Here is a 25,778-nt window from a genome sequence, read left to right as displayed (position 1 = left end):
TGGTATTTGTTTTCAGGAGTCTATTCAGTTTTTAATCTCAAATAGATTCACTGAACTGTTCCGGTTAAATAAAAAAAGCTATCTCGATAAAGATAGCTTTTTTTGATAAAATATTCTAGGTTTTCTTTAAATTCCTGTGTAATTGCTAGGAGTTATCTGCATTAATTCTGCTCTAACTGCGTCAGAAACTTCTAAAGTTGCAATGAAATTATGAATCGCATTTTTATCAATTGCTTCATTAGTTCTTGTTAAACCTTTTAGAGCTTCGTATGGGTTTGGATAAGCTTCACGACGTAAGATTGTTTGAATAGCTTCTGCCACAACTGCCCAGTTTTTTTCTAAGTCTTCAGCAAACTTGCTTTCGTTTAAAAGTAATTTGTTTAAACCTTTAAGAGTAGCTTCAAAAGCAATAATAGTATGTCCAACCGGTACACCAACATTACGCAAAACTGTACTGTCAGTTAAATCACGCTGTAATCTTGAAATTGGAAGTTTAGCCGCTAAATGTTCGAAAATAGCATTAGCAATTCCTAAGTTTCCTTCAGAATTTTCAAAATCAATTGGGTTTACTTTATGAGGCATTGCAGATGAACCAATTTCTCCTGCTTTGATTTTTTGTTTAAAATAATCCATTGAAACATACGTCCAGATATCACGGTCTAAATCGATAATGATATTGTTGATCCTTTTTAAACCATCAAAAAAAGCAGCAAAATGATCGTAATGCTCAATTTGAGTTGTTGGAAAAGAGTGGTGTAAGCCTAAATCAGTTTCAACAAATTTATCACCAAATTTTTTCCAGTCAATCTGCGGGTATGCAACATGGTGTGCATTAAAGTTTCCGGTTGCACCGCCAAATTTAGCAGCAAACGGAATATTGAATAACAAACGCATCTGCTCTTCTAAACGCTCTACAAAAACAAGAATTTCTTTTCCTAAACGAGTAGGAGAAGCCGGTTGTCCATGTGTACGGGCAAGCATCGGAATATCTTTCCATTCAACGCTTAATTCTTTTAGTTTAGCAATTAAAGCTACTAAAGACGGCATATAAACTTGTTCAAAAGCTTCTTTTGTAGAAAGAGGAATTGCAGTATTGTTAATATCCTGAGATGTTAATCCGAAGTGAATGAACTCTTTGTATTGAGACAAACCTAATTTTTCGAAAGCATCTTTAATAAAGTATTCAACCGCTTTTACGTCGTGGTTGGTTACTTTTTCTGTTTCTTTAATCCAAAGCGCATCTTCAGTAGAGAAATTTTTGTAGATGTTTCTCAAACTGTCGAATAAATCTGAATTTACGCCAGAAAGCTGTGGTAAAGGAATTTCGCATAAAGCGATGAAATATTCAATTTCAACTAATACACGGTATTTTATTAAAGCTTCTTCAGAAAAGAAAGGTGCTAAATTTTGAGTTTTATTTCTATATCTTCCGTCAATTGGCGATATAGCATTCAATTCGTTTAGAGTAGTCATTGTTATGTTGTTTTTCGAAAGGTGCAAATATAAGTGATTGTTAAAACTTCTGAAAATTACTGAAGCTTTATTATGCCTTAACTTTCAATTTAAATCATGGTTTTGAAGATTTTATCCCAAAAAGTAAAATAAAATCCAAAATTATGAGCTTGATTCTTGTGATGATCGGAATGAAATTTTGTCGTAGAAATCCATTTTGTAAAATAACTTTTGTACCAAAACGCTGGAAAAAGATCTTTTTCGATATGACCAAATATGCCGTACATTAAATTCAGGAACAAATAAATTATAAGACTTATATAATTGAAAGGGAAAATAGAAATCAAAATGAGCCAGATAAAACCAAAACCGAAAGTTTCTACAGGATGAAGTACAAATAAACTGTAAACATTGGTATCGACATGGGTATGATGCAGTTTGTGAATTGGATGAAACCATTTTAAAGTATGTGCCAGATAATGAAAGCAGAACATAAAAAAGTCCATTAAAATAACCAGCAGTAAAGTGTCAAGAATAATAGAAATTATATTGTGAGAGAAATCAATTTTAATTATTTCTAATTGATACAATTCAAAACCCAGAACTGTAATTAATATGTTGCAAATGAGAGTAGATATAACCCATTTTTGATCTTGGCGGCTTAAAACAGTATTTTTAGGTTCAATTAGTTTTCCAATTAAAACAGCAATCAATAACAAACTTATATTTTCGAGAGAAAAAATAAGAAACTGAGCCAGGAAATGTAACTGACCTAATTGCTGTAATAGAGATTCTACATTCATGACAGATTTTCTAACTCAAACAATTTTGTTCTCATTTCTGCAACACCTTCTGTAGCAGTTTTAGCGATAACTTCAACTTTGTTTTGAATATTTGGGATAGAAATAGGTTTGGGGTCAATATAAAAAACCGGAGTAATACTGTATGTGTACGAAATTAAACCTGCAGCTGGATAAACCTGAAGCGAAGTTCCAATAACGGCAAAATAATCAGCATTTTCTACAATTGGGATGGCTTCTTCTAAAGCAGGAACCATTTCTCCAAACCAAACAATATGCGGACGTAATTGATGTCCGTTTTCATCAAAATCACCTGTAAACAAATCATCCTGCCAGTCTAAAATCAGATCAGGATTTCGGGTGCTTCTTACTTTTAATAATTCTCCATGTAAGTGCAGTACTTTTGTGCTTCCGGCACGTTCGTGCAAATCGTCGACATTTTGGGTGATAATATAAACATCAAAATCTTTTTCTAATTCAGCCAGAATCTGGTGGCCTAAGTTGGGCTGTACTTCTTTTAACTGCTGACGTCTTTTATTGTAAAAGTCCAAAACCAGATCCTGATTTTTTTGCCATCCTTCTGGAGTTGCTACTTCCATAACGTCATGTCCTTCCCATAAACCATCGCTGTCGCGGAATGTTTTAATACCGCTTTCGGCACTAATTCCGGCTCCGGTTAAAACCACAAGTTTCTTTTTCATTTTGAAATTTATTAAAAGATAAAAATAACAATTTCGAAAATGTAAGACATCTTTACAGCGTTCTTTTTTTAATAATTTCAGACATCATAAACCGTAATTCTACTTATTGTTTGGGCATTGCAAATTATCTAGTTTTAACGTCTCAATTAAGAAAAGAAATTTCTAAATGCTTTTAATACAATTTACAGGATTATCGGGTTCGGGAAAAACGACATTGGCAGAAAATGTTCGGCATTTATTAATTGAAAATAATTATAAAGTCGAAATCATTGATGGTGATGTTTACCGAAAAACAATCTGTAAAGATTTAGGGTTTTCTAAAGAAGACAGATGTGAAAATGTGAGACGTCTTTTTAATGTGGGACGAAATTTTGTTGAAGAAAATACCATTGTTCTCATGTCTGTCATAAATCCGTATGAAGATATTCGAAACGAATTGCGAAATCATGAGTTTGTAAGAACTGTATTTTTAGATTGTTCAGTCGATAATTTAATTGAAAGAGATCCAAAAGGATTGTACAGAAAAGCATTATTACCAGACGGAAATCAAGAAAAGATTAAAAACTTTACCGGCATAAGTGATGTTTTTGAAATCCCGCAAAAAGCCGATTTAATTCTTAAAACTGATTCTGAATCGGTGATGCTGTCTACTCATAAACTTTACGAATTTATAGTTTCTGCTATTTCGTAATCTGCATAAAAAAATCAAATTTATAATTTGTAAAATTTTGCTGATGTATTCGGCTTTTAAATTCTTATAAATTATATATTTACAAGACAAAAGCCACAATATCAAATTTAATCTTTAGAGTATATGAATCCTTCGTCAAGCCAGCTTCCGATTACTTTTTCAATAGATAAATTACAGCAAGAACTCGCCTTATGTGAGAGCGAATTGTGGACGCCGCATTTTAATACCCATCGTTACGAAGGAAACTGGACCAGTGTTGCTTTAAGATCACAGTCGGGTTTGGTAAACGATATTACTTCTTTTCCAAACAAAGAATATCAAAATACGCCGCTTTTGGACCACTGCGTTTATTTTAAAGAAATTATGGATTGGTTTCAATGCGAAAAAGAAGCTGTACGACTGCTTCGTTTGGGGCCGGACAGCGAAATAAAAGAACATGTTGATAATGATACGTCTTATGAAGATGGATTTTTTAGAATTCACATTCCTATAATAACCAATTCACAAGTCTTTTTTTATGTTGATCATAAATTGGTTCCTATGAAAATGGGGGAGTGCTGGTATGCTAATTTTCAACTGCCTCATAGTGTAGAAAATAAAAGTTCAGAACCAAGAATTCACCTAACGCTTGATTGTATTCGAAATGAATGGTCTGACAAATTGTTTGCCGAAATGGGTTTTGATATTCATGCTTCGACAAAAAAAGAATATTCAGAAGAAATGAAACGGCGAATGATTGAGGAGCTTTCCCTGCAAGAACCATCAGAAATAAATGCTAAAATTATTGCAAGTCTTCAATCAAAATAATCATCATTAAAATGGAAAATATAAATCATCCTCTTTTTAATTGGATTCCGTATAAGTTAATTGAAAAAGATAACCAAGTTTATTTTGAATGGCTTTATGTGTCTGATATAAAATTTGCAGAGCCTTTTTTTGATGAAACTATTTCCAAATGTAAAAGTCATCAATATAATTCTAAAATAATAAAAGCGGCAAGTTCTGTTGAGAACCTGATAGAATGGTCTCAGGAATTAGAATCGGTTGAATTAAAATCGCTGGTTTTTCATGTTTCCCGTTGTGGTTCGACTATGTTGAGCCAGTGTCTGGCAACTTCATCTGAAAATATTATGATTTCTGAAGGACCAATTTTTGACCAGATTTTAAGAAGCGATAATTTTGGTTTAGAGAAAAAAGCGGCTCTTTTAAAAGCAGTTCTAAAATTTCTGGGACAAAAAAGATTTCCGGAACAAAAGAATTTAATTTTAAAACTCGATGCCTGGCATATTTTTAATGCAGGATATTTAAGAACTATTTTTCCTGAAATTCCTTTTGCACTGCTTTACAGAAATCCCGTTGAGGTTTTAAAATCGCACCAAAAGTTAATGGGAATGCACATGGTTCCTAATTTAATTCCGCCCACCGTTTTTGGAATCACCGCTCAGGAAATGGAAGGGACAAATTTTCAGCAATATGGAGCTTTGGTCTTGGAAAAATATTTTAAGGGTTTTCTGGATTTTTATGAAACAGATGAAAATGTTACGCTTTTGAATTATAATGGAGGAATGGAAAGTGTTATCGAAAAATTCATATCGTTTATTCATGTCGATTATAGTCTTGATGAACGTCAAAAAATGTTTGAACGTTTACAAAAGCATTCTAAAGATGGAAATGTAGTTTTTAAAGGAGATTCTTTTAAAGAAGAAGCGCTGGAAGTTGATTTTGAAAAAGTTAACCGATTGTTTGAGAATTTAAATAATATACTTTTGGAGTACTCAGAACGTTGAAAATGCAAATCAATTTTCATTTTGTTTATTTCTAATGTATTTTTGCGCCAAATACATACAAAATGATTGATTTAGATTACCTGGCATTTCTTGAAGATATATTAACAGATAACCGAAAAGAGAAATTTCTAAAAGTATTAGAAAATCGTACGAAGCATTTTACCATTGCTGTCGAAGATGTTTACCAAATGCATAACACGAGTGCTGTAATGCGCAGTTGTGAAGTTTTTGGAATTCAGGAACTTAATATTATCGAACAGCGTTTTGGAAAAAGGATCGATAAAGAAATCGCTTTGGGTGCTCAAAAATGGGTTGACATAAACCGATTTGATACTGTCGACGGCTGTATTTCGTCTTTAAGAGATAAAGGATATCAAATTATTGCGACAACGCCGCACGAAAATGACTGCTTGATTCAGGATTTTGATATTTCAAAACCAAGTGCCTTATTTTTTGGAACTGAAAAAGATGGTCTTTCGCCGGAAATTCTTGAAAAAGCAGATGGTTTTCTTAAAATTCCAATGGTAGGGTTTACAGAGAGTTTGAACATTTCTGTTTCGGCTGCAATTATCATCCAAAACTTAACCAACAGATTACGAAATTCAGATATCAAATGGAAACTGTCTGATGAAGAAATACTGCAAAAACGTCTTGACTGGGCTAAAAATTCAATTAGAGATATTAAGAGAATCGAAGCACGTTATTATCAGGATAACCCAAGATAAATTGCAAGATAAAAATTAGCCGTAAATTCGAATTTATGAATTCGAATTTACGGCTAAAAAAACTTAGAACCGTAGTTCTTCAGTACCTTAGCACCTAAAAACTACAAAGTATAATTCAAATTAATGCTCCATCTGTAATTGGCTTCCATATTGCCATTTGAAAGATTCTGCTGAATAGGAAGCATTGCATTTATACCAATAGAAAAACGGTCTTTACCTGCTTCGATGCCAAATTTTCCAAACAAAATATCTCCGGCAGTATTGGGTAAATCTAAATTGTACTGTTTATTAGTCTGATAGACTTCTCCTGCAAGACCTGCCTGCGGCACAATCTGGAAATCATTTGCATTAAACAAATAAAAGAAAGTACCGGCATAATTAAACTGATCGCCGTATTGGTAATTTTTAGTGTTTTCTGTTTTTAAGATATAATTTACGGTTGTATTTAAACCAAGATTTTTATGTTTAATAACATATTCTGTTACTAAAGGAAAATCCCAGCTTCCGGTTCCTAATTGAAAACTCTGGTTTATAGTTCCCAGGTTGTTAATTTCTTTGAATTTTCCGGTTGGTATTTTAACTCCCCCGCCAACATTTAATTTATGAGTAAAAACGGTGCTGTCTTTTTTAGTTTCATAAACCGTATAAAGTCCCATAATTGTAATGTCTCCTAATCCTTCAATACTTTGCGTTCCGGCAGTTAATTCTCTTTCATGAAAATGATACGGAACCAAAGCCGAAATCTGAATTTTCTCAGTAATTGGAATTCTTGCCCAGGCCTGAATGGTATTAAAGTTTTCATCTATCCACGGAGAATTAGCAAAAATTCCGTCACGGCTTGTGTAGCTTTGTTTGAAGTATCTTAAACCTACAAAGTTGTTGTTTAGCATAGAACTGAAACCCATACTTCCGCCGCTTGCAGAACATCCGCAGGCATCACAGTCAAAATCTTCCATCATTTCTAAACGATGAAAAGTGAAAGCAGAAATACTGTCTTTTTCAGTAAAACTAAAGACTGAAAAGCCAGCCAAAAGAAAACATGTTACGATTAATTTTTTCATTTTAATTATTTTTTTGCCTCAGATTTTTGATATGATTAAGCTTTGTATTTTAATCTGTGAAATCTGCGACTGTATTTTTATTCTAATATTCAGCGAAACGTTTATCTGTCAAATACTGCGTATCAGTCAGTGTTTTCAAAAAAGCAATTATCTGCTGTTTTTCAGTTGCAGAAAGCGGGATTCCAAATTTTCCATTTTGTTTTAAAATAGGGTCTAATGTTGGAGAATCCTCAATACCGCTGGCATAATGATCCAGAACACCTTCGAGAGTTCCAAATCTTCCGTCGTGCATATACGGACCCGAAACTTCTACATTTCGTAAACTTGGCACTTTAAATTTATAATAGTCAGATGCAAGCTCTGTAACTTTATATCTTCCTACATCATTAACAGCCGGATTTACTGCTAAACCATTATTCCTAAATGAATTGTCGGTTTGTAAATCAGTAGCATGACACGAAGCGCATTTTGATTTAAATAAATCGTATCCTGCCTGTTCTTCACTTGTAAAAGTACCGCCGGCTTCGTTTCTTCTGTATTTGTCAAATTTTGAATTTGATGAAACAACCATAACCATAAACTGCGAAAGGGCTTTCAGCATATTTTCGGTTGTGATTGCGCCATCGTCAAAAGCCTGACTAAACAATTTTTGATATTCTTTATCAGCTTTCATCATTTTTAAAATGGCATTTAAATCGCCATTCATCTCAATAATACTTGTAAGCGGAATAATTGGCTGTAAATCTAAATGATCTGCTGCGCCATCGTACATAAAAATGTTTTGGTACGCTAAATTTTGAATTGACGGCGTATTTCTTGTTCCTTGTGCGTCGTTTACTCCGTGGCTTACGGTGTGTCCGTGATGCGTAAAAGCATTGGCTTGTATATGGCAGAAACCACAAGAAACAACTCCGTCTGAAGCTAAACGACCGTCATAGAATAATTTTTTTCCTAATTCGAATCCTTTTTCTGTAGGTGGATTTAGTTCGATGTTATAAGCCAGAGCAGGAAAGTTAGATGGTACTTTAAATTCTAAAGGTACATTTACATATTCTTCATCCTCATTATTAGAACAGCTCCATAACAACGGAATAATCAGCCATAGAAAATATTTTATTTTCAACATGATTTTTGAGTTTTTAAGAAGCACAAAAGTTCTGGTTTAGCCCTCCCGATGGCAATCGGGATACGCGGTATCCTTTTGTGTTTGCAGCAGCAAACGCAAAAGATAAAGCGGATAGCGGGAAGTGAGTTCTTAAGAACTATAACTTTTGTGCTTCTGAAAATAAATTTAGTCGTTATGTACGTGGTCTACTCTAAACATAGTATTGAAGTTTTGAGTAATTAAAGGTAAGTTTGCACCACCCATAATCATAGCGCCCATTCCGCCTGAGTTGTTGTCAGAAAGTTTGATTTTGTTTGTACCGTCGATAACTTTAGAAAGATCTGTAATGATGTGAACAGCAGGAGTAATGTTAGTACGAACCAAAGCTTTAGTAGGGAAATCTATAGTTACTTCAGTATAGTTGTAGTCAGTTCCAGTTTTTCCGGTATGAATCATAAATGGAGTTGCAGTTGTAACAGTAGGCGAAGTAAAAGTTCCTTCAAGAGCAAAGAATTTGTAACCTGCAGCCCAAGACCACATCATACCTGCAGCATCTGCCTGTGCAAGAAAATCTCCCTGACCAGCAGCTCCTAATTTCCATTGTTCTTCATCAACTCCAATTCCAAATTTTACTTTTACGTAATCTCCGGCAGGAATATCTGTTAGTTTAAACTGCTGTCCGGCTGCAGTAGATTCGTCAGCAATAAAATAGCTTTTGCTTTTTGGGTAAGTAAAAGTGCTTCCGTCAGCTTTTGTAAAAACTACATTGCTTACAATATATTTTACAAGGCTTATTTTTAATACTTCATTGTTAGAAGTTGTGTTTCCCTGAGTGTTTAAAATAAGGTCGTTTGTTCCGTAAGCGTTGTCAAATTTTAATGTAATATTTCCGTTTCCTGCTGCTTCTTCGTTGTCATCGCTTGAACAAGAAATTAATGATAGAGAGATTGCTGCAATAGCGAAAGCTTTGTATAGTATGTTTTTCATTTTAAGGATTTTTATATAAAAATTTAAATTTAAAGTATGCGTAAACGCTTTTTCATTGATTTTAAAACAATGAAAATTGATTTCAATAAAATTGAAATAAGAATTTAAAAAATTATATAAAAAGGGAAGGCGGATGAAAAGCCGCAATTGAAACAGAAACTGGTTTTTTGTCTAAAAACGAAAAGTTTCCGGTTGTTGTTTCAACAGGTGCAATTAATTTGTATTGTGCAGTTGTTGTATTTTGAATGTAAACAATCTCTGATTTCTCTTTTAGATTGTCCTGCATTTTCTTTTCGTTATCAGCGTATTTTTTTAAGCTTTTTTGAAGTTCACATCGACCGTTACATGTATTAAAAACCTGTTTGCGCTGCACACAGATAGTTTTTACAATTTCATCCTGATTGATTTTAAAAGAAGCGTAAACAAAGAAATTGCCAAAAGATGGCACCAGAAGGATACAAGAAAGTAATATGATAAAAAACTTCTTCAAAGGTTGATTTCGTTGTTTCGACTGCAAAAATACGTTATATTCATTTTAGAACGAATTTATTTTTAAGTTTTTTTTAGCGCTTTTTTTATTTTTTTTAATGTTTTGTAAATGAATGTAATTTGAATAAAAAAAACCGACAAGCTTTTGAAACTTGTCGGTTTTGAATATTTAATTTGATTATCAGTCTGAAAACTCCGACTGAAAACTGAATACTAAAAATTATTATTTAACAAGAACCCAAGTTCCTGCAGCGATAAGGCTTTCAGCTTTTTTAAATTTCATTGTTTCTGTTTTACCAGTTGCAACTTCCTGAACTGTAACAGTATCATTTCTGTTGATTTTTGGCATATCTCTAACGATAGTTTCTGTAACCTGACGCTGTTGTGTTTCTCCAGCTTCACGATTAATACTTTCGCTGTTTGGTATTTCGTCTTTACTTAATTGTAAATTTTCTTTTGGACGAGCTACTTCTCTTGCTTCGTGAATTTCAGGAACGTTTTGAGCAGGTAAATCACCTTTGAATAAGAATGAAATAACTTCTTTGTTAACGTTGTCAAGCATTCCTCTAAACAAGTTGAAAGCTTCTAATTTGTAAATAAGCAATGGATCTTTTTGCTCGTGAACGGCTAATTGAACAGATTGTTTCAATTCGTCCATTTTGCGTAAGTGTTTTTTCCAAGCTTCATCAACAATAGAAAGTGTGATGTTTTTCTCAAAATCAGCGATTAATTGAGCACCTTCGCTGTCATAAGCTTTTTTCAAATCTGTAACCACATTCAAAGTTTTGATTCCGTCTGTAAATGGAACTACAATTCTTTCAAAATGATTGTTTGGCTCTTCGTAAACTCCTTTGATAATTGGGAAAGCTTCTCTTGCGCTTCTTTCTGTTTTTTCAGTGTAGAAAGCTAAAGCTTCTTTGTATACTTTTCCAGTAATTTCGATGTCATTTAATTTTATGAAATCAGCTTCTGAAATTGGAGATGTGATTCCGAAATAACGAATTAAATCAAACTCATATCCTTTGAAATCATTTGTTACTTTACTGTTGCTTACGATTAATTCGCAAGTATCATAAAGCATATTCGCAATATCCAGTTTTAAACGCTCTCCAAACAATGCATGACGACGACGTTTGTAAACTACTTCACGCTGAGAGTTCATTACGTCATCATATTCTAATAAACGTTTACGAACACCAAAGTTATTTTCTTCTACTTTTTTCTGAGCACGTTCGATAGATTTAGTCATCATAGAATGCTGAATAACTTCACCTTCTTTTAATCCCATTCTGTCCATTACTTTCGCAACTCTTTCAGAACCGAATAAACGCATTAAGTTATCTTCAAGAGAAACGTAGAATTGAGAACTTCCCGGATCTCCCTGACGACCAGAACGACCACGTAACTGTCTGTCTACACGACGAGAATCATGACGCTCTGTACCCACGATTGCTAAACCTCCCGCAGCTTTTACTTCTGGAGATAATTTAATATCGGTACCACGACCAGCCATGTTTGTTGCAATTGTTACAACTCCGGCTTTACCAGCTTCTTCAACGATTTGTGCTTCTTGCTTATGCATTTTAGCATTCAATACGTTGTGTGTGATTCCTCTCATTTTAAGCATACGGCTTAATAATTCTGAAATCTCTACAGAAGTTGTTCCAATCAATACAGGTCTTCCAGCTTGCGATAATTCAGTAACATCTTCGATAACTGCGTTGAATTTTTCACGTGTTGTTTTGTAGATGTAATCTTCTTTATCAATTCTTGCAATGCCGCGGTTTGTCGGAATTTCAACAACATCTAATTTGTAAATCTGCCATAACTCTCCTGCTTCAGTAACCGCTGTACCCGTCATACCAGCCAGTTTGTTGTACATTCTAAAGTAGTTCTGTAATGTTACAGTAGCAAAAGTCTGCGTTGCAGCTTCGATTTTTACATTTTCTTTAGCTTCGATCGCTTGGTGAAGACCGTCTGAGTAACGACGTCCATCCATGATACGACCTGTCTGCTCATCGACAATCATAATTTTGTTGTCCATGATAACATACTCTACGTCTTTTTCGAATAAAGCATACGCTTTTAAAAGTTGAGTAAGAGTGTGGATACGCTCGCTTTTTACTCCAAAATCTTGGAATAATCTTTCTTTAGCTTCCGCTTCAGCGTCTTTGTCTAATTTTTGTTTTTCAATCGCAGCGATTTCTGTTCCAATGTCTGGTAAAACGAAGAAATCGGCATCAGTATCTCCAGAAAGGTATTTAATACCATTGTCTGTCAATTCTACCTGATTGTTTTTCTCTTCAATCACAAAGTATAAAGCTTCGTCAACTTTATGCATTTCGCGATTGTTGTCCTGCATATATTGATTTTCAGTTTTTTGAAGTAATTGTTTAATTCCTTCTTCACTTAAAAATTTAATTAATGCTTTATTTTTAGGTAAAGATCTGTAAGCTCTTAATAATAAGAAACCACCTTCTTTAGTATTTCCTTCTTTGATTAATTTTTTAGCTTCGGCTAAGAAACCATTTGCTAACTGACGCTGCTGTGCAACTAAGTTTTCAATTTTTGGTTTCAATTCGTTGAATTCGTGACGATCTCCTTGAGGAACTGGTCCAGAAATGATAAGCGGTGTTCTGGCATCATCAATTAATACAGAATCGACCTCGTCGACAATGGCAAAATTGTGTTTTCTCTGCACTAAATCGCTAGGAGAGTGTGCCATGTTATCTCTTAGGTAGTCAAAACCAAATTCGTTGTTGGTTCCGTAAGTGATATCTGCGTCGTAAGCTTTTTTTCTAGCCTCAGTACTTGGCTGGTGATTATCAATACAATCAACAGATAAACCGTGGAATTCGAATAAAGGTGCTTTCCACGTGCTGTCACGTTTTGCTAAGTAGTCATTCACTGTTACTAAGTGAACTCCGTTTCCAGTTAAGGCATTTAAGTAAAGAGGAAGTGTAGCAACTAAAGTTTTACCTTCTCCCGTTTGCATTTCGGCAACTTTACCTTCGTGCAGTACCATACCACCAATTAACTGAACATCGTAGTGAATCATGTCCCAAGTGATGTCTTTTCCGGCAGCATTCCATTTGTTTGCCCAAATAGATTTTTCTCCGTCAATAACGATATATGGTTTTGTTGCAGAAAACTCACGGTCTTTTGCAGTAGCCGTAACTTCGATATGAGCGTTTTCTTTGAAACGACGAGCCGTTTCTTTTACTACAGAAAACGCTTCCGGAAGAATTTCCAATAAAGTTTTTTCAGAGATTTCATAAGCTTCTTTTTCAAGAGCATCTATCGCATCATAAATATCTTCTCTTTTGTCGATATCTTCAATTTTTTCAACTTCGGCTTTAAGAGAAGCAATCTTAGCATCTTTATCTGCTCTTGCTTCTTTAATTCTTTCTTTAAAGTATGTTGTTCTTGCTCTTAATTCGTCGTGAGACAAACTCATTAAGCTCGATTCGAAAGTTTTAATTTTGTTTAGGTAAGGCTGCAGGGCTTTAACGTCTTTTTGAGACTTATCACCCACAAATACCTTAATGATGCTGTTTATGAAACTCATAATTTATTGTATTTCTATAATTATATAATGTGTATTTGAACCAAAAAAAAAGCCTCTGTGATGAGACTTTTTCCTTTGGTTTATTTTTTAATATTCATCCTCATTCCAAAGATAATCTTCGTCTGTTGGATAATCAGGCCAAATTTCTTCCATTGATTCATATATCTCCCCTTCATCTTCGATTGACTGAAGGTTCTCTACTACTTCTAATGGAGCACCAGCTCTAATAGCGTAGTCTATAAGTTCGTCTTTGTTAGCAGGCCATGGCGCATCACTTAAATAAGATGCTAATTCTAATGTCCAATACATCTGTTATCTGTTTAGTTTGTGCAAAAATAAATTTTTTACTGAAAAAGACAAGTAAAATTTGATTTATTTTAATAAAATTTAAGAACGTCTTTACTAGTATGCAGTTTTCAGTGCCAGTTTTCAGTTTAAAAACTGAAATTTGCTGCTAATTGCTATATTTTTTTAGTACTCAGTTTTTGTGTGAGTTTGCAGTCTGAAAACTGAAAACCGTGACTGTTTACTTACGCGGAATCCATTTCACTTCCTCCGCTTTAAGGTCTGAGGACAACTTTCGTGCCAAGACAAAAAGATAGTCAGAAAGTCGGTTTAAGTACATAATTGCGATTTCAGGAACGTGTTCATTATGACTTAAATGTACTGCCAAACGCTCTGCGCGACGGCATATACAGCGAGCTATATGACAATGTGACACGGTAGGATGACCGCCTGGTAAAACAAAATGTGTCATTTGCGGAAGGCTTTCTTCCATTTTGTCTATTTCATTTTCAAGCAATTCAATATCAGAATCAATTATTCCGAGATTTTTTAAACGAAGCTCTCCGTTTTTTAAAACTTCTTTTTCCTGCGGTGTTGCCAAAATGGCGCCTACAGTAAAAAGACGATCCTGAATTTCTATTAAAATAGTTTTATAATGCGAATCGATTTCCTGATCGCGAATTAATCCGATATAAGAATTAAGTTCATCAACAGTTCCGTAACTGTCAATTCTAATATGATCTTTAGGAACACGCGTGCCTCCAAAAAGTGCTGTTGTTCCTTTATCGCCTGTTTTGGTGTATACTTTCATTTTTTAAAGATGCTAAGGTTCTGAGATGCTAAGATTCTAAGGTTTCTCTACTTTTGAATTAACCTAAAATCTAGTTTTTCTTTTTCCGATTAAACAATTAACCAAATAAACGGTTAAACAGATCTACTCGTGTCACTTTCAATTAAACCGTCTCGTAAACGAATAACTCTGTGCGCATACGCAGCAATATCTTCTTCGTGGGTTACCAGAATAACAGTATTTCCTTGTGCATGAATATCTCCAAAAAGTTTCATGATTTCTACAGAGGTTTTACTGTCCAGGTTTCCTGTAGGTTCATCGGCTAAAATAATCGAAGGTTTGTTTACCAGGGCACGGGCAATGGCAACACGCTGGCGCTGACCTCCTGATAACTGATTGGGCTGGTGGTCCATTCTATCAGCAAGATTTACTTGTTTTAAAACCTCGGTGGCTCTTACATTTCTATCTGATTTTGAATATCCGGCATAAATCATTGGCAGTGCAACATTGTCCAGAGCTGTTGTTCTGGGTAAAAGATTGAAGGTTTGAAAAACAAAACCTATTTCTGTATTACGTATTCCGGCGAGTTCATCATCGCGCATTTGGCTGACATCTTTTCCGTTCAAAACATATCTTCCGGAAGTAGGCGTATCCAAACAACCCAATAAATTCATTAAAGTTGATTTTCCGGATCCCGAAGGCCCCATTAAAGCGACATATTCGCCTTTGTTGATTTCTAAATTAATTCCTTTTAAAACATATACAGTTTCATTGCCCAATATGAAATTTCGTCGTATGTCGGTTATTTTAATTAATGGATCTGCCATTTTATTTTACAATTTTGGATTTAAAAGTACAAAACACTTTTCAATAAAAATGATAAGTAGTTTAGAATTGGATTTTGTTACAAAAGCTTTTTTATAGATATGTGCCAAAAAGAATATGTTTTTTAAGCTATAAAATAGTTACATGATTTTGGTTGAGTTTTGTATAATTGTCATTATTTTAAGAGTTTTATAGTATTAAGATGTTTTTTAGTTTAAAAACGTGTTAATAATGTAAATTGTTCGGGTGGGTATTTGGTACATTTGATTAATTAATTAAAACAATCAACATTATGAGAAATATAAAAATAGCTGCGGCAGTTACATTATTAGTATTAGGATTAACATCGTGTAAAGATGAAAAACAAGAGAAAGCTCAAAAAACAATCGACTCTTATGTAGCCTACGTCGATTCTGTAAAAAATGTTTCAGCAGATAACTTAAAAGAAAACTGGAAAAATGTTGAAGCAGAATATGATAGAAAATCTCAAGAAGCTCAAACAGCGCTGGCAGATCTTAAGGATAATTCGGCTGCGACCGAAAAAATAAACGCCAGCAAAATTAAATATGAAGAGTTTAAAAATGAGATGACCACCGTTTTTGCCCCTCCGGCTCCAAGCCCAAAACAACAATTAAGAGATGCCTTATTTGGTGCTGGAAAAATTGGTGATGATATGAATTTCAGCTGGGTAAATGCTAAAAATATTCACAGCGTTTATCAGCAGTTCGTTCACACTGTAGAAAATAATAAAGATAAATATTCAAGAGAAGACTGGGATGAAGTTAAACTGATGTATGAAGCACTTGACAGCCGTAAAAATACAGTTGAAAAAGAAGGTCTTACAGCAGAAGATAACAGAAAAATTGCCGGTTTAAAAATCAAATTTGCACCAATGTATACTGTTAACAGAATGGGTGCTAAATCTGAAGAGAATAAAGAAGCTAAAAAATAAAGTTTAAATTTTTATTGAAATGAAAAAGACGATCAGAAATGATCGTCTTTTTTTTATGCTTTTAATGTAAACTTATACTTGTCGATTTTTATATACGATTTCATTCCGTTAGGAATGTTTCGTAGGTAGAAAGAATAGAGGTGGGCGCGATTTACGTTCTGTAGGAACGTTTGATACGCCAGATTTTAATAACCAAACGTTCCTACGGAACGTAAAACGATGAAAAAAATATAATTTTCTACCAATGAAATGTTCCTATGGAACAAAAAAATGTGTAAAATAAAATGATGCTGCTTTGACTTTTGCGACAGTTGCTTTTTATGTTTTAATGAAAGATAATTCTAAAATTTATTTGCCAATTAATTTTTCAAGTTTTGCCATCATTTCGTCTTTTTCTTTCAGCATACGCTCATATAAGGCAATTTTTTCATCATGCAATTGAATAATCTTTTCAATTGGATTGTAGTTGTTGATTATTAATCCAGTTGCGTAATCATGGGCATTGAACGTACTTGCAATAATATTTACTGCTTGCTCTTCATCAAAATTTTGAAAAGCTTCAATAGGAATTTTTAAAGAATTAGAGATTTGTTTCAGCAGATTGTCTTCAATTACCTCTTTTTGTTCGAGCATAGAAATTTTTTTCTGGTTCCAGTCTTCTCCCAAATCATAAGCGAGTGCTTCTTGTTTAATGCCAAGCATTTCTCTGAATCGCTTTACGTTTCTTCCCTGATGAATTTTCTGTTCCATAATGAGTGTCGTTTTTCTTGAGGTTCAAAGATAAACCTATCTGTACTAAAAAATCTGAATTTCAAAGATAAAAAAACATCTTATAAAACATCTTTTTTTGTCAGATATTATATCTAAATTTAGAATGGTTTATCTTAATTTGTTTTCTTAAATGTTCAAGTGAAAGGAAGTAATTTTATGCTCTAATTACAAAATGTTCTTTTTCCTGCTCGTATCTAAAAAATACAAATCCCCATTGAAAAGTATCGATTGTAACTTTTACTTTTGGGTGATTTTTGATAATCTCCCAAGCTTCTTCCATTTCTGGAGACCAATGAATGTCATCGAAAATCAAGACGGAATCGTTGTTTATTGTTGGAAGTAAAAGATTAAAATACTCTAAAGTTGCTTTTTTAGAATGATTGCCATCAAAATATATCAGATCGTAAATCTTAGAGTTGAGATTTTCTGAAATCAAAAAAGATTCAAATTCTGAAATTATGCTTTCGACATTTTTACAATCAAATTCATCTAATTGATTTTTGGCAGTACCTCCAGTCTGCGGGCAGCCTTCTATTGTAGTAACTTTTGCATTTGTGCTGCCAAGGGCAAGGGCAGAAGTTGCCAAACCCAGCGAAGTACCTATTTCTAGAATGTTTTGCGGCTTAAAATAATTCGTAACACGAAATAATAATTCGGCACGTTTTGGAGAAATTCCGGCAGTTGATGCGATTTTTGAAATCTGCCTTTTGTTTGATTTAAAAACTTTTGAACCAGCGCCAAAATCTGTTACTTCAATGAAATTTTTATTTTCAAGAAGTGAATTTCTGTAATTCGTTAGAATTTGATATTCTGGTTTTGGCTTTTTATCATAAAAACATTTCGTAAGTAAATTAAAAACAAAAGGCGAATGTACGCCGTGTTCGTTTGTAGAATGCCAAAGAAAATTTAAATACGATTTGATTTGAAACAACATGCGGGTTTAAAATATGATCTTAATTAACAGAAACTAAAGTAATTTCAAATATCAGTACGGCGCCTCCGGGAACAGTTTTGTTTCCATTGCTGCCGTATCCTAAATGAGCAGGTACAAAAAGCTGTATTTCGCCGCCTGATTTTAAAAGCGGAATTCCCTCTTTCCATCCCGGAATAAGAGTACGAAGCGAATATGAAACTCCTTCTGTACTTTCATCAAAAACTTTCCCATTAGTAAAATAACCTTTGTAAATAACGGTAATATTAGAATTTAATGTAGGATGTCCGTCGTTTTCATTTTCTTCTGTGTTTTCCCCTTCACCTGTGTTTTCTTCCTCGCCTGGATTTTCTCCTTCGCTTTCACTTGAACCTTCTTTGGTAATAATGTAGTATAAACCAGAATTTGTTCTTTGTGCAGTTAAATTATTCTGAGCTAAATAATCAACAATCTCTTTCTCATTTTCAGCAGTATAATCTTTGACTTCATCTTTGTCTTTAGAACAAGAAATAAAAAGTGTTAATGAAAGTAAAGCAGTTAAAAGTTGTTTCATATTTTATCTTTTTAAAGAGCTAATTTAATAAAATTAGTTTTCAGTCGCAGTTGCAGTTTTCAGTCTGTGTGTTAACTGCGACTGAAAACTAAATTATCCTTCAATCTTTGCAGAAAGTTCGAACCATCGTTCTTCTTTTAAATCAATTTTATTTATGATATTTTGAAGCTCGTTTGCTTTTTTCTCAATATCAGCATCGGCTACTTTTCCATCAGAGAATAACTGTTCGATTTTAGCTTTTTCAATTTCTAAATCTTTGATTTCTCTTTCAATTTTTTGATATTCTTTTTGTTCGTTAAAGCTTAAATTTCCGGTTGGGTTATTTTGTTTCCAGTCTTTCTTTTCAGCTTTGTTTTCTTCTTTTTGGGCAACATCGGCACTGTCTTCGTAAGCACGGAAATCAGAATAGTTTCCTGGGAAATTTTCGATTTCGCCTTGTCCTCTAAAAACAAATAAATGATCGACGATTTTATCCATAAAGTAACGGTCGTGCGAAACAACCAATAAACAGCCCGGATAATCTAAAAGGAAACTTTCCAGAACGTTAAGCGTTACAATATCTAAATCGTTTGTAGGCTCATCGAGAATTAAAAAATTTGGATTTTGAATTAAAACCGTACATAAATACAAACGTTTTAATTCGCCTCCGCTTAATTTTTCGACATAATCGTATTGCTTTTTAGCGTCAAAAAGAAAACGCTCTAACAATTGTGAAGCCGAAATAATTTTTCCTTTTGCAAGCGGAATATATTCTCCGTATTCCTTAATAATATCAATAACACGCTGTCCCGGTTTTGGATTAATTCCGGATTGTGTGTAATAACCAATTTTAATTGTATCTCCTTTTACAACACGTCCGCTGTCTGGCGGAATTGTACCCGTAAGCAGATTTAAGAAAGTCGATTTTCCGGTTCCGTTTTTACCAATAATCCCGATTCTTTCACCACGCTGAAAATCAAAACTAAAATTATCCAGAATAACACGGTCTTTGAATTTTTTAGAAAGTTTATGAAGCTCAATAATTTTGCTTCCCATTCTTTCCATATTAATTTCAAGTTCGACTTTATTTTCTTTACGTCGGCTTTGTGCTTTTTCTTTAATAATGTAAAAATCGTCCTGACGTGATTTAGATTTGGTTGTTCTCGCTTTTGGCTGGCGTCGCATCCATTCTAATTCTTTTACAAATAAGTTTTTAGCTTTGTCAATACTCGAATTTTCAGAAGCAATTCGCTCTTCTTTTTTCTCTAAATAGTAAGAGTAATTTCCTTTGTATTGGTATAATTTTCCGTTGTCTAATTCGATAATTTCATTACACACACGCTCTAAAAAGAAACGGTCGTGCGTTACCATAAATAAGGTAATATTTTCTTTGGCAAAATAGCTTTCAAGCCATTCGATCATTTCAAGATCTAAATGGTTGGTAGGCTCATCCAGAATCAATAAATCTGGACGATTGATCAATATGATAGCCAGTGAAAGACGTTTTTTTTGCCCTCCCGAAAGATTTTTTACTTTCAGTTTAAAATCTTCCAGTTTTAATTTAAAAAGAATCTGTTTGTACTGCGTTTCAAAATCCCATGCATTATGCTGATCCATTCCGTCAAAAGCTTTTTGGTAGGCTTCTTCATCATCTGGATTTTCTAATGCTTTTTCGTAAGCTTCAATTATTTTAAGCGTTTCATTATCTGAAGCGAAAATACTTTCTTCGATTGTAAGTTCATCCTGAAGGTTGTTATCCTGAGAAAGAAATGCCATTCTAATTCCTTTTCTTAAAACAACCTGTCCGGTATCTGGTTCGTCTAAGCCATTAATAATGCTCATAATGGTAGTTTTACCAGACCCATTTTTGGCAATAAAAGCAATTTTTTGATCTTTATTGATTCCAAAAGAAATGTTGTCAAAAAGGACTCTTTCGCCAAATGACTTCGATATATTTTCTACAGATAAGTAATTCACTTTGTAATTGTAAGTTATAAATTATGAGTTATGAGTGTTTTGAAAAACATAACTTTCTGCAAAAGTAAACTTTTATCTTACGATTTGCGAATTATTTATGGAGATACAAACTCAGGATTGAACTCAAATCTATATAATGAATTTGCTGCGGATTATTTAAAATGGGTTTCCGCACCAAAGATTCGTTTGTAATAAAATAATGAAGACCGTCTTTTGTCGCAATTCCTTCTATTTGGTGAAATGGAAGTTTAAGGTCGATTTTTCGTTTATTGCCGGATAAAAAATCATTGTTTTTAAAATCATATAAAAGATATAAAAAGGTTTTTCCGGTTTTTGAATAACCGCAGAGAGCGATGATTTTTTTATCTTCTAAATAAGTCGCGCCAGTTACTAAACCTTTTGTGTCTAAAGTGTTTTTGAATTTCGCAATATGATTTCCGGGTTGTTTGGGTAAAACATAAATATTGGTTTTAGACGATTTCCATTGTTTAGAAAACAAATAAATACTGTCTTTAGAAACTATAAAAGCTTCACAGTCAAAATCAGTAGTGTTTGGTTTTTGTGCTAATAAATCTGTCTGGTCAGAATAGGTGAATGAAATTTTTTCGATAATAGGATTCTGTGTTAAAAACGACTTTTTCTCGATTTTTAAAATATTTAAATCCGTTCGGTTTCCACTGTAGTTATTTCCAAAATCGCCAATGTATAGATGTGTACTGTCCTGCGAAATTTCTTCCCAGTCATGATTGGTAATATTTTCAAGAATGATTTTCTTTTTGATTTTTCCTAAAGAATCTAATCCGTAAATCGTTTTGTCATGATCGTCATTATGTGTCCACAATAAATTATCAAAAACAATTAATCCCGAAGTTTCTTTGACAGAATCGCTCAGCTTTATTGAATATTCAGGTTTTAACTTTAAATTTTTATAAACGCAGTTTCCGTCATTTTCTGTTGCATTTGGATTGTAGTTTTTAGAAACAGGGTCTGTACAGCCCGAAATTTGGGCCTGAATCGAAAAAACAGAAAAAAGAAAAAAGAATAGAATGCGCAATATTACCATATCTTAAATTTTGGTTAAAGCAAAAGTAAAATTTTTAAAGATTAGCTGAAAAAATAAGATTATTAATATAAATAAAATGTTATTTTGCACCTGTAAGTTTAGCTTTAAACTGAGTTTCCCCAAATATGAGAATTTTAGAAGAACTGTCAAGATTTAGAATGTCCAGATATTTCAAACTTTTGTTTGTATGCTGGGATGTCATTTTGTTAAATACTGCGATACTGCTTTCTTCTTTAGCCAGATTTGGAAGTTTAGACGAACTTTTAATAAAAGAAGAAAAAACAGTTTCTGTTCTGGCTAACTTAATTTGGATAGGACTATTGCTAAATAAGGATTCATACAGAATGATTCGTATTGAACGTATTGAATCTATTTTAAAACGAACCATTAGAAAAGTAGTTATTCATGCTTCGATAATTTCAATTATTGTAGTATATCTAAAATTCTCTGATCTTTCCAGACTTCGACTGTTATATTTCTATTTGTTCTTTTTTGTGATTTTATTGGTTTCCAGATATATTTCAATGAAACTTTTAAAAGAAATTAGAGCTAAAGGGTATAATTTTAGAAAAATTATTATCGTAGGGGCAAATGAAACGGGCGAAAGAATGCGAAAAATTTTGGCTAAAGATTTGACTTACGGCTATAAGTTTTTGGGTTTTTTTGATGAAAAAGCCGATCCTATTTTTTCAGATCAGGTAATTGGCGGTTTTGATGAAATTCAGGATTTTATAGTTCAAAAAGAAGTAGACGAAATGTACGTTGCCCTGCATATAGATGATATTGCGGTAATCAATAAACTGGTTAAAATCTGTGAACAAAATATGGTGAGAATTAAATTTGTTCCTGATTTTCAGTTGTACACAAAATCAAGTAAAGTCGAAATTACTTTTTATGAAAATACTCCGGTATTAATGCTCCGCCGAGAACCTTTAGAGTTTGTTACCAATAAATTGATAAAAAAAGCTTTTGATGTTTGTTTTGCTGGCTTGGTCATTTTGCTGATATTTCCGTGGCTTTTTCCAATTGTAATGCTGATTATAAAATTAGAATCGCCAGGTCCTGTTTTCTTTAGGCAAAAACGTTCAGGACGAGACAACAGACCTTTTATTTGTCTAAAATTCAGAAGCATGTATGTTAACGATCTTGCGCACAATAAGCAGGCAGGAAAAGGAGACAGCCGCGTAACAAAATTTGGAGCTTTTATTCGTAAAACCAGTATTGATGAACTGCCGCAGTTTTTTAATGTATTTTGGGGAGATATGTCAGTAGTTGGACCAAGGCCGCACATGATAAATCTGGCCAAAGAATACAGCGAATTGATTAATAATTATTTAGTTCGCCAGTTTGCAAAACCAGGTATTACCGGCTGGGCACAAGTCAACGGTTATCGAGGCGAGACAAAAGAACTTTCTGATATGGAAAATAGAGTAGAATATGATATTTGGTATATCGAAAACTGGAGTTTACTTCTCGATATCAAAATCATAGTGAGAACTGTAATAAACATTCTTAAAGGTGATGAAAACGCCTATTAGAATTTAAAAAACTGATTATTAGCAATAACTTCTTTTAAGTTTGAAGCCGCATCTATTTTGATTTTTTGATGCATAGATTCTATATGACTGCTGTGATGCACATCTGTTCCTGTAAAATCGTACATTCCTTTTTTTAATAAAAGTTCTGCAGTTTTGGCAATTTCACTTCCATAATAACCTACTGTCGCCAATAAATTAAGCTGAAATAAACAGCCAGATTTTTTCAGTTTTTCATATTCTGTAAAATTTTTATGAAAATAGGTATATCTTTCCGGATGTGCCAAAACCGGAATATAGCCGGCAAGCTGAATATCAAAAATAATTTTATATAAGTTGAAAGGCGCACTTAAATATGATATTTCAACCAATATATAATTGTCTTTTAAAGTGAGGAGTTTTTCTGTTTTTAGATGATTTTCAAACCAGTCATCCATAAAATATTCTGCAGCGGCTTTAAACGGAATAGGTATATTTTCTTCTTTTAATAAAACCTGAGTTTCGTTTAATTTCTCTAAAATATCCTGTTCAGAATTGTTCCAGACATAATGGTTAATATGCGGTGTAGTTACAAATTGAGAAATTCCCAATTCCTGAAAAGCTTTTGCCAGTTTAACCGTTTTTTTAATCGTCTTTGCACCGTCGTCAATTCCCGGAAGCAAATGCGAATGAATGTCGACATAATCGCCCGCTAAAAGATCTTTTAAAAAAGGTTTTGATTTAAAGAATGCTAACATGTGTGCAAAAGTAAAGAATTGATCTCGTTTTTATTTATGCTTAACAAAATACTTCAAAATAAAATAATGTAACAATGTAACAACATTTCAGAATTATATTATATTTGATAAAAAAGTAATATTTTATGAAAATTAAAGAGAATTTATATAATCAAAGGATTATTTCGATTGACGCTTTACGTGGAATTACCATTTTTGTAATGATATTTGTAAATGAGCTTGCAAGCATCCAAAATGTACCTCAATGGATGAAACACATGCCTGCAGATGCAGATGCGATGACCTTTGTCGATTTAGTTTTCCCTGCTTTTTTATTTATAGTTGGAATGTCAGTTCCATTTGCATTTAACGCCAGATTAATAAAAGGCGACAGTCCAAAAGTAATCTGGACTCATACCTTAAAACGTGCTTTAGCATTAATCATAATTGGTGTTTATATGGTTAATTCAAGTGAAGGTTACGACGCCTCAAAAATGATAATAACACCAGCTTTTTGGGGACTTTTAGCTTATTCAATGCCAATTCCTATCTGGAATAAATATCCAAAAGACTTTTCGGTTGTATTAAAATCCATTCTGCAATATGGCGGTATGGTGGTTTTAATTGCACTTTATTTTTTATATGTTCAGGAAGAAACAGGAAAAATAGGAATCACGCCAAAATGGTGGGGAATTCTGGGTTTAATAGGCTGGGCTTATCTTATTTCAGTAATTTACTATTGGCTGGTTTCGGGAAAATTATGGGCAATGATTGTTTTTCTGATAGTCTGCGTTGTCGGAAATTCAGCAAACCTGACCCCAGGTGTAAATATGCCGGAATGGCTGGGATTTATTGCAGGCCATTTAACCCATGCTACATTAGTATCAGCCGGAATCGTAATTTCGCTTTTGTTTTTTGATAGAAAAATCGAAAACAAAATCAATTGGCCGGTAATAGGTTTTATAATTTTGTTTTTTGCCGCTGGATTTTTTCTGCGTCAATATTATGGAATTTCAAAAATACATGGAACTCCTGCATGGACACTAATTTCTGCTGGAATCTGCACCGTTCTGTTTTACTTTTTGTATTGGTTAATGGAAGTTAAAAAACAAACTAAATGGAGTGAGTTTTTTATGCCTGCCGCAGCAAATCCGTTATTAATTTATATTCTGCCGGGTGTTATTTATTATTTCTGCAAAGTTGTCAATCTTCATATAATCCCAGGATATTTTAGAGAAGGCGTTCCTGGAATTCTTTGGTCTTTAGTGTTTTCGATTATAATGCTTTACGTAATGAAAATCTTTAATAGATTTAAAATTCAGCTTCATCTTTAATTTTTAGTCACAGTATTCAGTCTGAGACTGTAAACTGTAAACTGTGACTGAATACTGTAGACTGAGACTGAATACTATTCTATAACAACAGATTTTATCTCCAGACTCGCTCCCGAAACCGGATTATAATTCACAAAATTGAATTTACAGAGATTATGAATATTTAATGTTTTTCCGTTTGGATCACCGTCTTGTTTAAAATCCGTCCATGGGATTTTTATCGTTGTAAATTTTTTGGCAGAAACAGGTAAATCAACTCTGGGGTGCGAACCGCCATGAATGCAGCCAGTTCCTTCTGCGTTTCCTTCTCTTGCCTGGATTTTTATAAGATGAGAAGATTTGTAAGTAATACTGAGGTATTTTGAATTTTCAGACAAATTCGTCGGAGCGCCGTCGTTAGAATCTGCTTCTGTAATCATTACATTCAGTTCGATTTCTCCAATCGGATTATCTTTTGCAGTAACTTTTACAATTCCTTTTTCTTTTCGAATCCTGTTAATCGTTTCCTGATTTTCCAGGGCTGGACCGGCAATATACCAGGTTGAGGTTTTTACCAAATCAAGACCGGAATTCGAAGTTTTTTCTATAGCAGCGAAACCTAATATTCCAAACCATACAGTCAGGAAAAGAAAGAAACTTAAAAAAGCCAGAGTTTTGTTTTTCATCAAAAGAGAAATTGTTTACTGTATTCAAAAATAGAA

The 25,778-nt window shown here is 33.5% G+C and carries 25 protein-coding genes; 7 read left to right on the top strand and 18 right to left on the bottom strand.

The features are described from left to right. Positions 1–126 precede the first annotated feature (126 nt). The 3 genes from purB to FJOH_RS25895 all read right to left on the bottom strand — a co-directional run bounded on the left by purB (position 127) and on the right by FJOH_RS25895 (position 2,953). Positions 127–1,473, bottom strand: coding sequence for an adenylosuccinate lyase (purB, locus tag FJOH_RS25905; protein WP_012026977.1), 1,347 nt, complete (start codon positions 1,471–1,473; stop codon positions 127–129). A gap of 89 nt (positions 1,474–1,562) precedes the next feature. After that, positions 1,563–2,255, bottom strand: a complete 693-nt coding sequence (locus FJOH_RS25900) for a sterol desaturase family protein (RefSeq protein WP_012026976.1) — start codon at positions 2,253–2,255, stop codon at positions 1,563–1,565. After that, entirely contained in the window at positions 2,252–2,953 is a 702-nt protein-coding gene (locus tag FJOH_RS25895) for an SIR2 family NAD-dependent protein deacylase (protein WP_012026975.1), read from the bottom strand. Before FJOH_RS25895 ends, FJOH_RS25900 begins: the two co-directional genes overlap by 4 nt. A 166-nt stretch (positions 2,954–3,119) precedes the next feature. On the opposite strand from FJOH_RS25895, the gene cysC reads away from it, so the two are divergent. The 4 genes from cysC to FJOH_RS25875 all read left to right on the top strand — a co-directional run bounded on the left by cysC (position 3,120) and on the right by FJOH_RS25875 (position 6,156). Continuing rightward, complete coding sequence (cysC, locus tag FJOH_RS25890; RefSeq protein ID WP_012026974.1) at positions 3,120–3,644, top strand: adenylyl-sulfate kinase; 525 nt, start codon at positions 3,120–3,122, stop codon at positions 3,642–3,644. A gap of 123 nt (positions 3,645–3,767) precedes the next feature. Beyond that, positions 3,768–4,451 carry an aspartyl/asparaginyl beta-hydroxylase domain-containing protein gene (locus FJOH_RS25885; protein WP_012026973.1) on the top strand — a complete coding sequence of 228 codons (684 nt, stop codon included), beginning with the start codon at positions 3,768–3,770 and terminating at the stop codon, positions 4,449–4,451. Between the two features lie 11 nt (positions 4,452–4,462). After that, on the top strand, positions 4,463–5,431 hold the full coding sequence (locus tag FJOH_RS25880; protein ID WP_012026972.1) for a sulfotransferase family protein: 969 nt from the start codon (positions 4,463–4,465) through the stop codon (positions 5,429–5,431). A 62-nt stretch (positions 5,432–5,493) separates the two neighbouring features. Further along, a complete protein-coding gene (locus FJOH_RS25875; protein WP_012026971.1) occupies positions 5,494–6,156 on the top strand; it encodes a TrmH family RNA methyltransferase in 663 nt (220 codons plus the stop codon). Positions 6,157–6,257: 101 nt separating this feature from the next. On the opposite strand, the gene FJOH_RS25870 is transcribed toward FJOH_RS25875, so the two are convergent. The 8 genes from FJOH_RS25870 to FJOH_RS25835 form a co-directional block, all read right to left on the bottom strand. Further along, a complete protein-coding gene (locus FJOH_RS25870; protein WP_012026970.1) occupies positions 6,258–7,217 on the bottom strand; it encodes a transporter family protein in 960 nt (319 codons plus the stop codon). 82 nt (positions 7,218–7,299) lie between these two features. After that, the gene (locus FJOH_RS25865) at positions 7,300–8,343 is read right to left on the bottom strand and encodes a cytochrome-c peroxidase (protein WP_012026969.1); all 1,044 of its coding nucleotides are present in this window, start codon (positions 8,341–8,343) and stop codon (positions 7,300–7,302) included. A gap of 165 nt (positions 8,344–8,508) precedes the next feature. Continuing rightward, on the bottom strand, positions 8,509–9,309 hold the full coding sequence (locus tag FJOH_RS25860) for an MbnP family protein (protein WP_012026968.1): 801 nt from the start codon (positions 9,307–9,309) through the stop codon (positions 8,509–8,511). A gap of 112 nt (positions 9,310–9,421) precedes the next feature. Beyond that, on the bottom strand, positions 9,422–9,799 hold the full coding sequence (locus tag FJOH_RS25855; RefSeq protein WP_235023032.1) for a hypothetical protein: 378 nt from the start codon (positions 9,797–9,799) through the stop codon (positions 9,422–9,424). Positions 9,800–10,021: 222 nt separating this feature from the next. Continuing rightward, positions 10,022–13,366 carry a preprotein translocase subunit SecA gene (secA, locus tag FJOH_RS25850; RefSeq protein ID WP_012026966.1) on the bottom strand — a complete coding sequence of 1,115 codons (3,345 nt, stop codon included), beginning with the start codon at positions 13,364–13,366 and terminating at the stop codon, positions 10,022–10,024. A gap of 87 nt (positions 13,367–13,453) precedes the next feature. Next, the gene (locus FJOH_RS25845; RefSeq protein WP_007138072.1) at positions 13,454–13,675 is read right to left on the bottom strand and encodes a DUF2795 domain-containing protein; all 222 of its coding nucleotides are present in this window, start codon (positions 13,673–13,675) and stop codon (positions 13,454–13,456) included. Positions 13,676–13,892: 217 nt separating this feature from the next. Next, on the bottom strand, positions 13,893–14,462 hold the full coding sequence (locus FJOH_RS25840; protein ID WP_012026965.1) for a cob(I)yrinic acid a,c-diamide adenosyltransferase: 570 nt from the start codon (positions 14,460–14,462) through the stop codon (positions 13,893–13,895). Positions 14,463–14,575: 113 nt separating this feature from the next. Further along, on the bottom strand, positions 14,576–15,268 hold the full coding sequence (locus FJOH_RS25835) for an ABC transporter ATP-binding protein (RefSeq protein ID WP_012026964.1): 693 nt from the start codon (positions 15,266–15,268) through the stop codon (positions 14,576–14,578). 290 nt (positions 15,269–15,558) lie between these two features. On the opposite strand from FJOH_RS25835, the gene FJOH_RS25830 reads away from it, so the two are divergent. Continuing rightward, complete coding sequence (locus tag FJOH_RS25830) at positions 15,559–16,218, top strand: DUF6565 domain-containing protein (RefSeq protein WP_012026963.1); 660 nt, start codon at positions 15,559–15,561, stop codon at positions 16,216–16,218. A gap of 348 nt (positions 16,219–16,566) precedes the next feature. Here the strand turns inward: FJOH_RS25830 and FJOH_RS25825 are convergent, their stop codons facing one another. From FJOH_RS25825 to FJOH_RS25805, 5 genes are all read right to left on the bottom strand, one after another. After that, positions 16,567–16,968: a helix-turn-helix domain-containing protein gene (locus FJOH_RS25825; RefSeq protein ID WP_012026962.1), complete on the bottom strand. Its 402-nt coding sequence runs from the start codon at positions 16,966–16,968 to the stop codon at positions 16,567–16,569. Between the two features lie 175 nt (positions 16,969–17,143). Beyond that, positions 17,144–17,923 (bottom strand): O-methyltransferase, encoded by a 780-nt coding sequence (locus FJOH_RS25820; RefSeq protein WP_012026961.1) that lies wholly within the window; start codon positions 17,921–17,923, stop codon positions 17,144–17,146. 19 nt (positions 17,924–17,942) lie between these two features. Continuing rightward, positions 17,943–18,473, bottom strand: coding sequence for an FKBP-type peptidyl-prolyl cis-trans isomerase (locus FJOH_RS25815; protein WP_012026960.1), 531 nt, complete (start codon positions 18,471–18,473; stop codon positions 17,943–17,945). A 93-nt stretch (positions 18,474–18,566) separates the two neighbouring features. After that, positions 18,567–20,429, bottom strand: coding sequence for an ABC-F family ATP-binding cassette domain-containing protein (locus tag FJOH_RS25810; RefSeq protein WP_012026959.1), 1,863 nt, complete (start codon positions 20,427–20,429; stop codon positions 18,567–18,569). Positions 20,430–20,520: 91 nt separating this feature from the next. Beyond that, positions 20,521–21,492, bottom strand: a complete 972-nt coding sequence (locus FJOH_RS25805; protein WP_012026958.1) for a hypothetical protein — start codon at positions 21,490–21,492, stop codon at positions 20,521–20,523. Positions 21,493–21,617: 125 nt separating this feature from the next. Between FJOH_RS25805 and FJOH_RS25800 the strand changes: the two genes are divergently transcribed. Beyond that, positions 21,618–23,030 carry an undecaprenyl-phosphate glucose phosphotransferase gene (locus FJOH_RS25800; RefSeq protein ID WP_012026957.1) on the top strand — a complete coding sequence of 471 codons (1,413 nt, stop codon included), beginning with the start codon at positions 21,618–21,620 and terminating at the stop codon, positions 23,028–23,030. Here FJOH_RS25800 and FJOH_RS25795 read toward each other — a convergent pair. After that, complete coding sequence (locus FJOH_RS25795; protein WP_012026956.1) at positions 23,027–23,764, bottom strand: tyrosine-protein phosphatase; 738 nt, start codon at positions 23,762–23,764, stop codon at positions 23,027–23,029. The two genes, FJOH_RS25800 and FJOH_RS25795, sit on opposite strands and share 4 nt — an antisense overlap. 125 nt (positions 23,765–23,889) lie before the next feature. Between FJOH_RS25795 and FJOH_RS25790 the strand changes: the two genes are divergently transcribed. Further along, positions 23,890–25,077: a DUF5009 domain-containing protein gene (locus tag FJOH_RS25790; protein WP_012026955.1), complete on the top strand. Its 1,188-nt coding sequence runs from the start codon at positions 23,890–23,892 to the stop codon at positions 25,075–25,077. 74 nt (positions 25,078–25,151) lie between these two features. On the opposite strand, the gene FJOH_RS25785 is transcribed toward FJOH_RS25790, so the two are convergent. Further along, positions 25,152–25,742, bottom strand: a complete 591-nt coding sequence (locus tag FJOH_RS25785) for a hypothetical protein (RefSeq protein ID WP_012026954.1) — start codon at positions 25,740–25,742, stop codon at positions 25,152–25,154. Between the last annotated feature and the right edge of the window lie 36 nt (positions 25,743–25,778).

The sequence above is a fragment of the Flavobacterium johnsoniae UW101 genome (genome assembly GCF_000016645.1).
GTDB classification, from domain to species: Bacteria; Bacteroidota; Bacteroidia; order Flavobacteriales; family Flavobacteriaceae; genus Flavobacterium; species Flavobacterium johnsoniae.
This window is presented reverse-complemented; position numbering and strand designations above follow the sequence as displayed.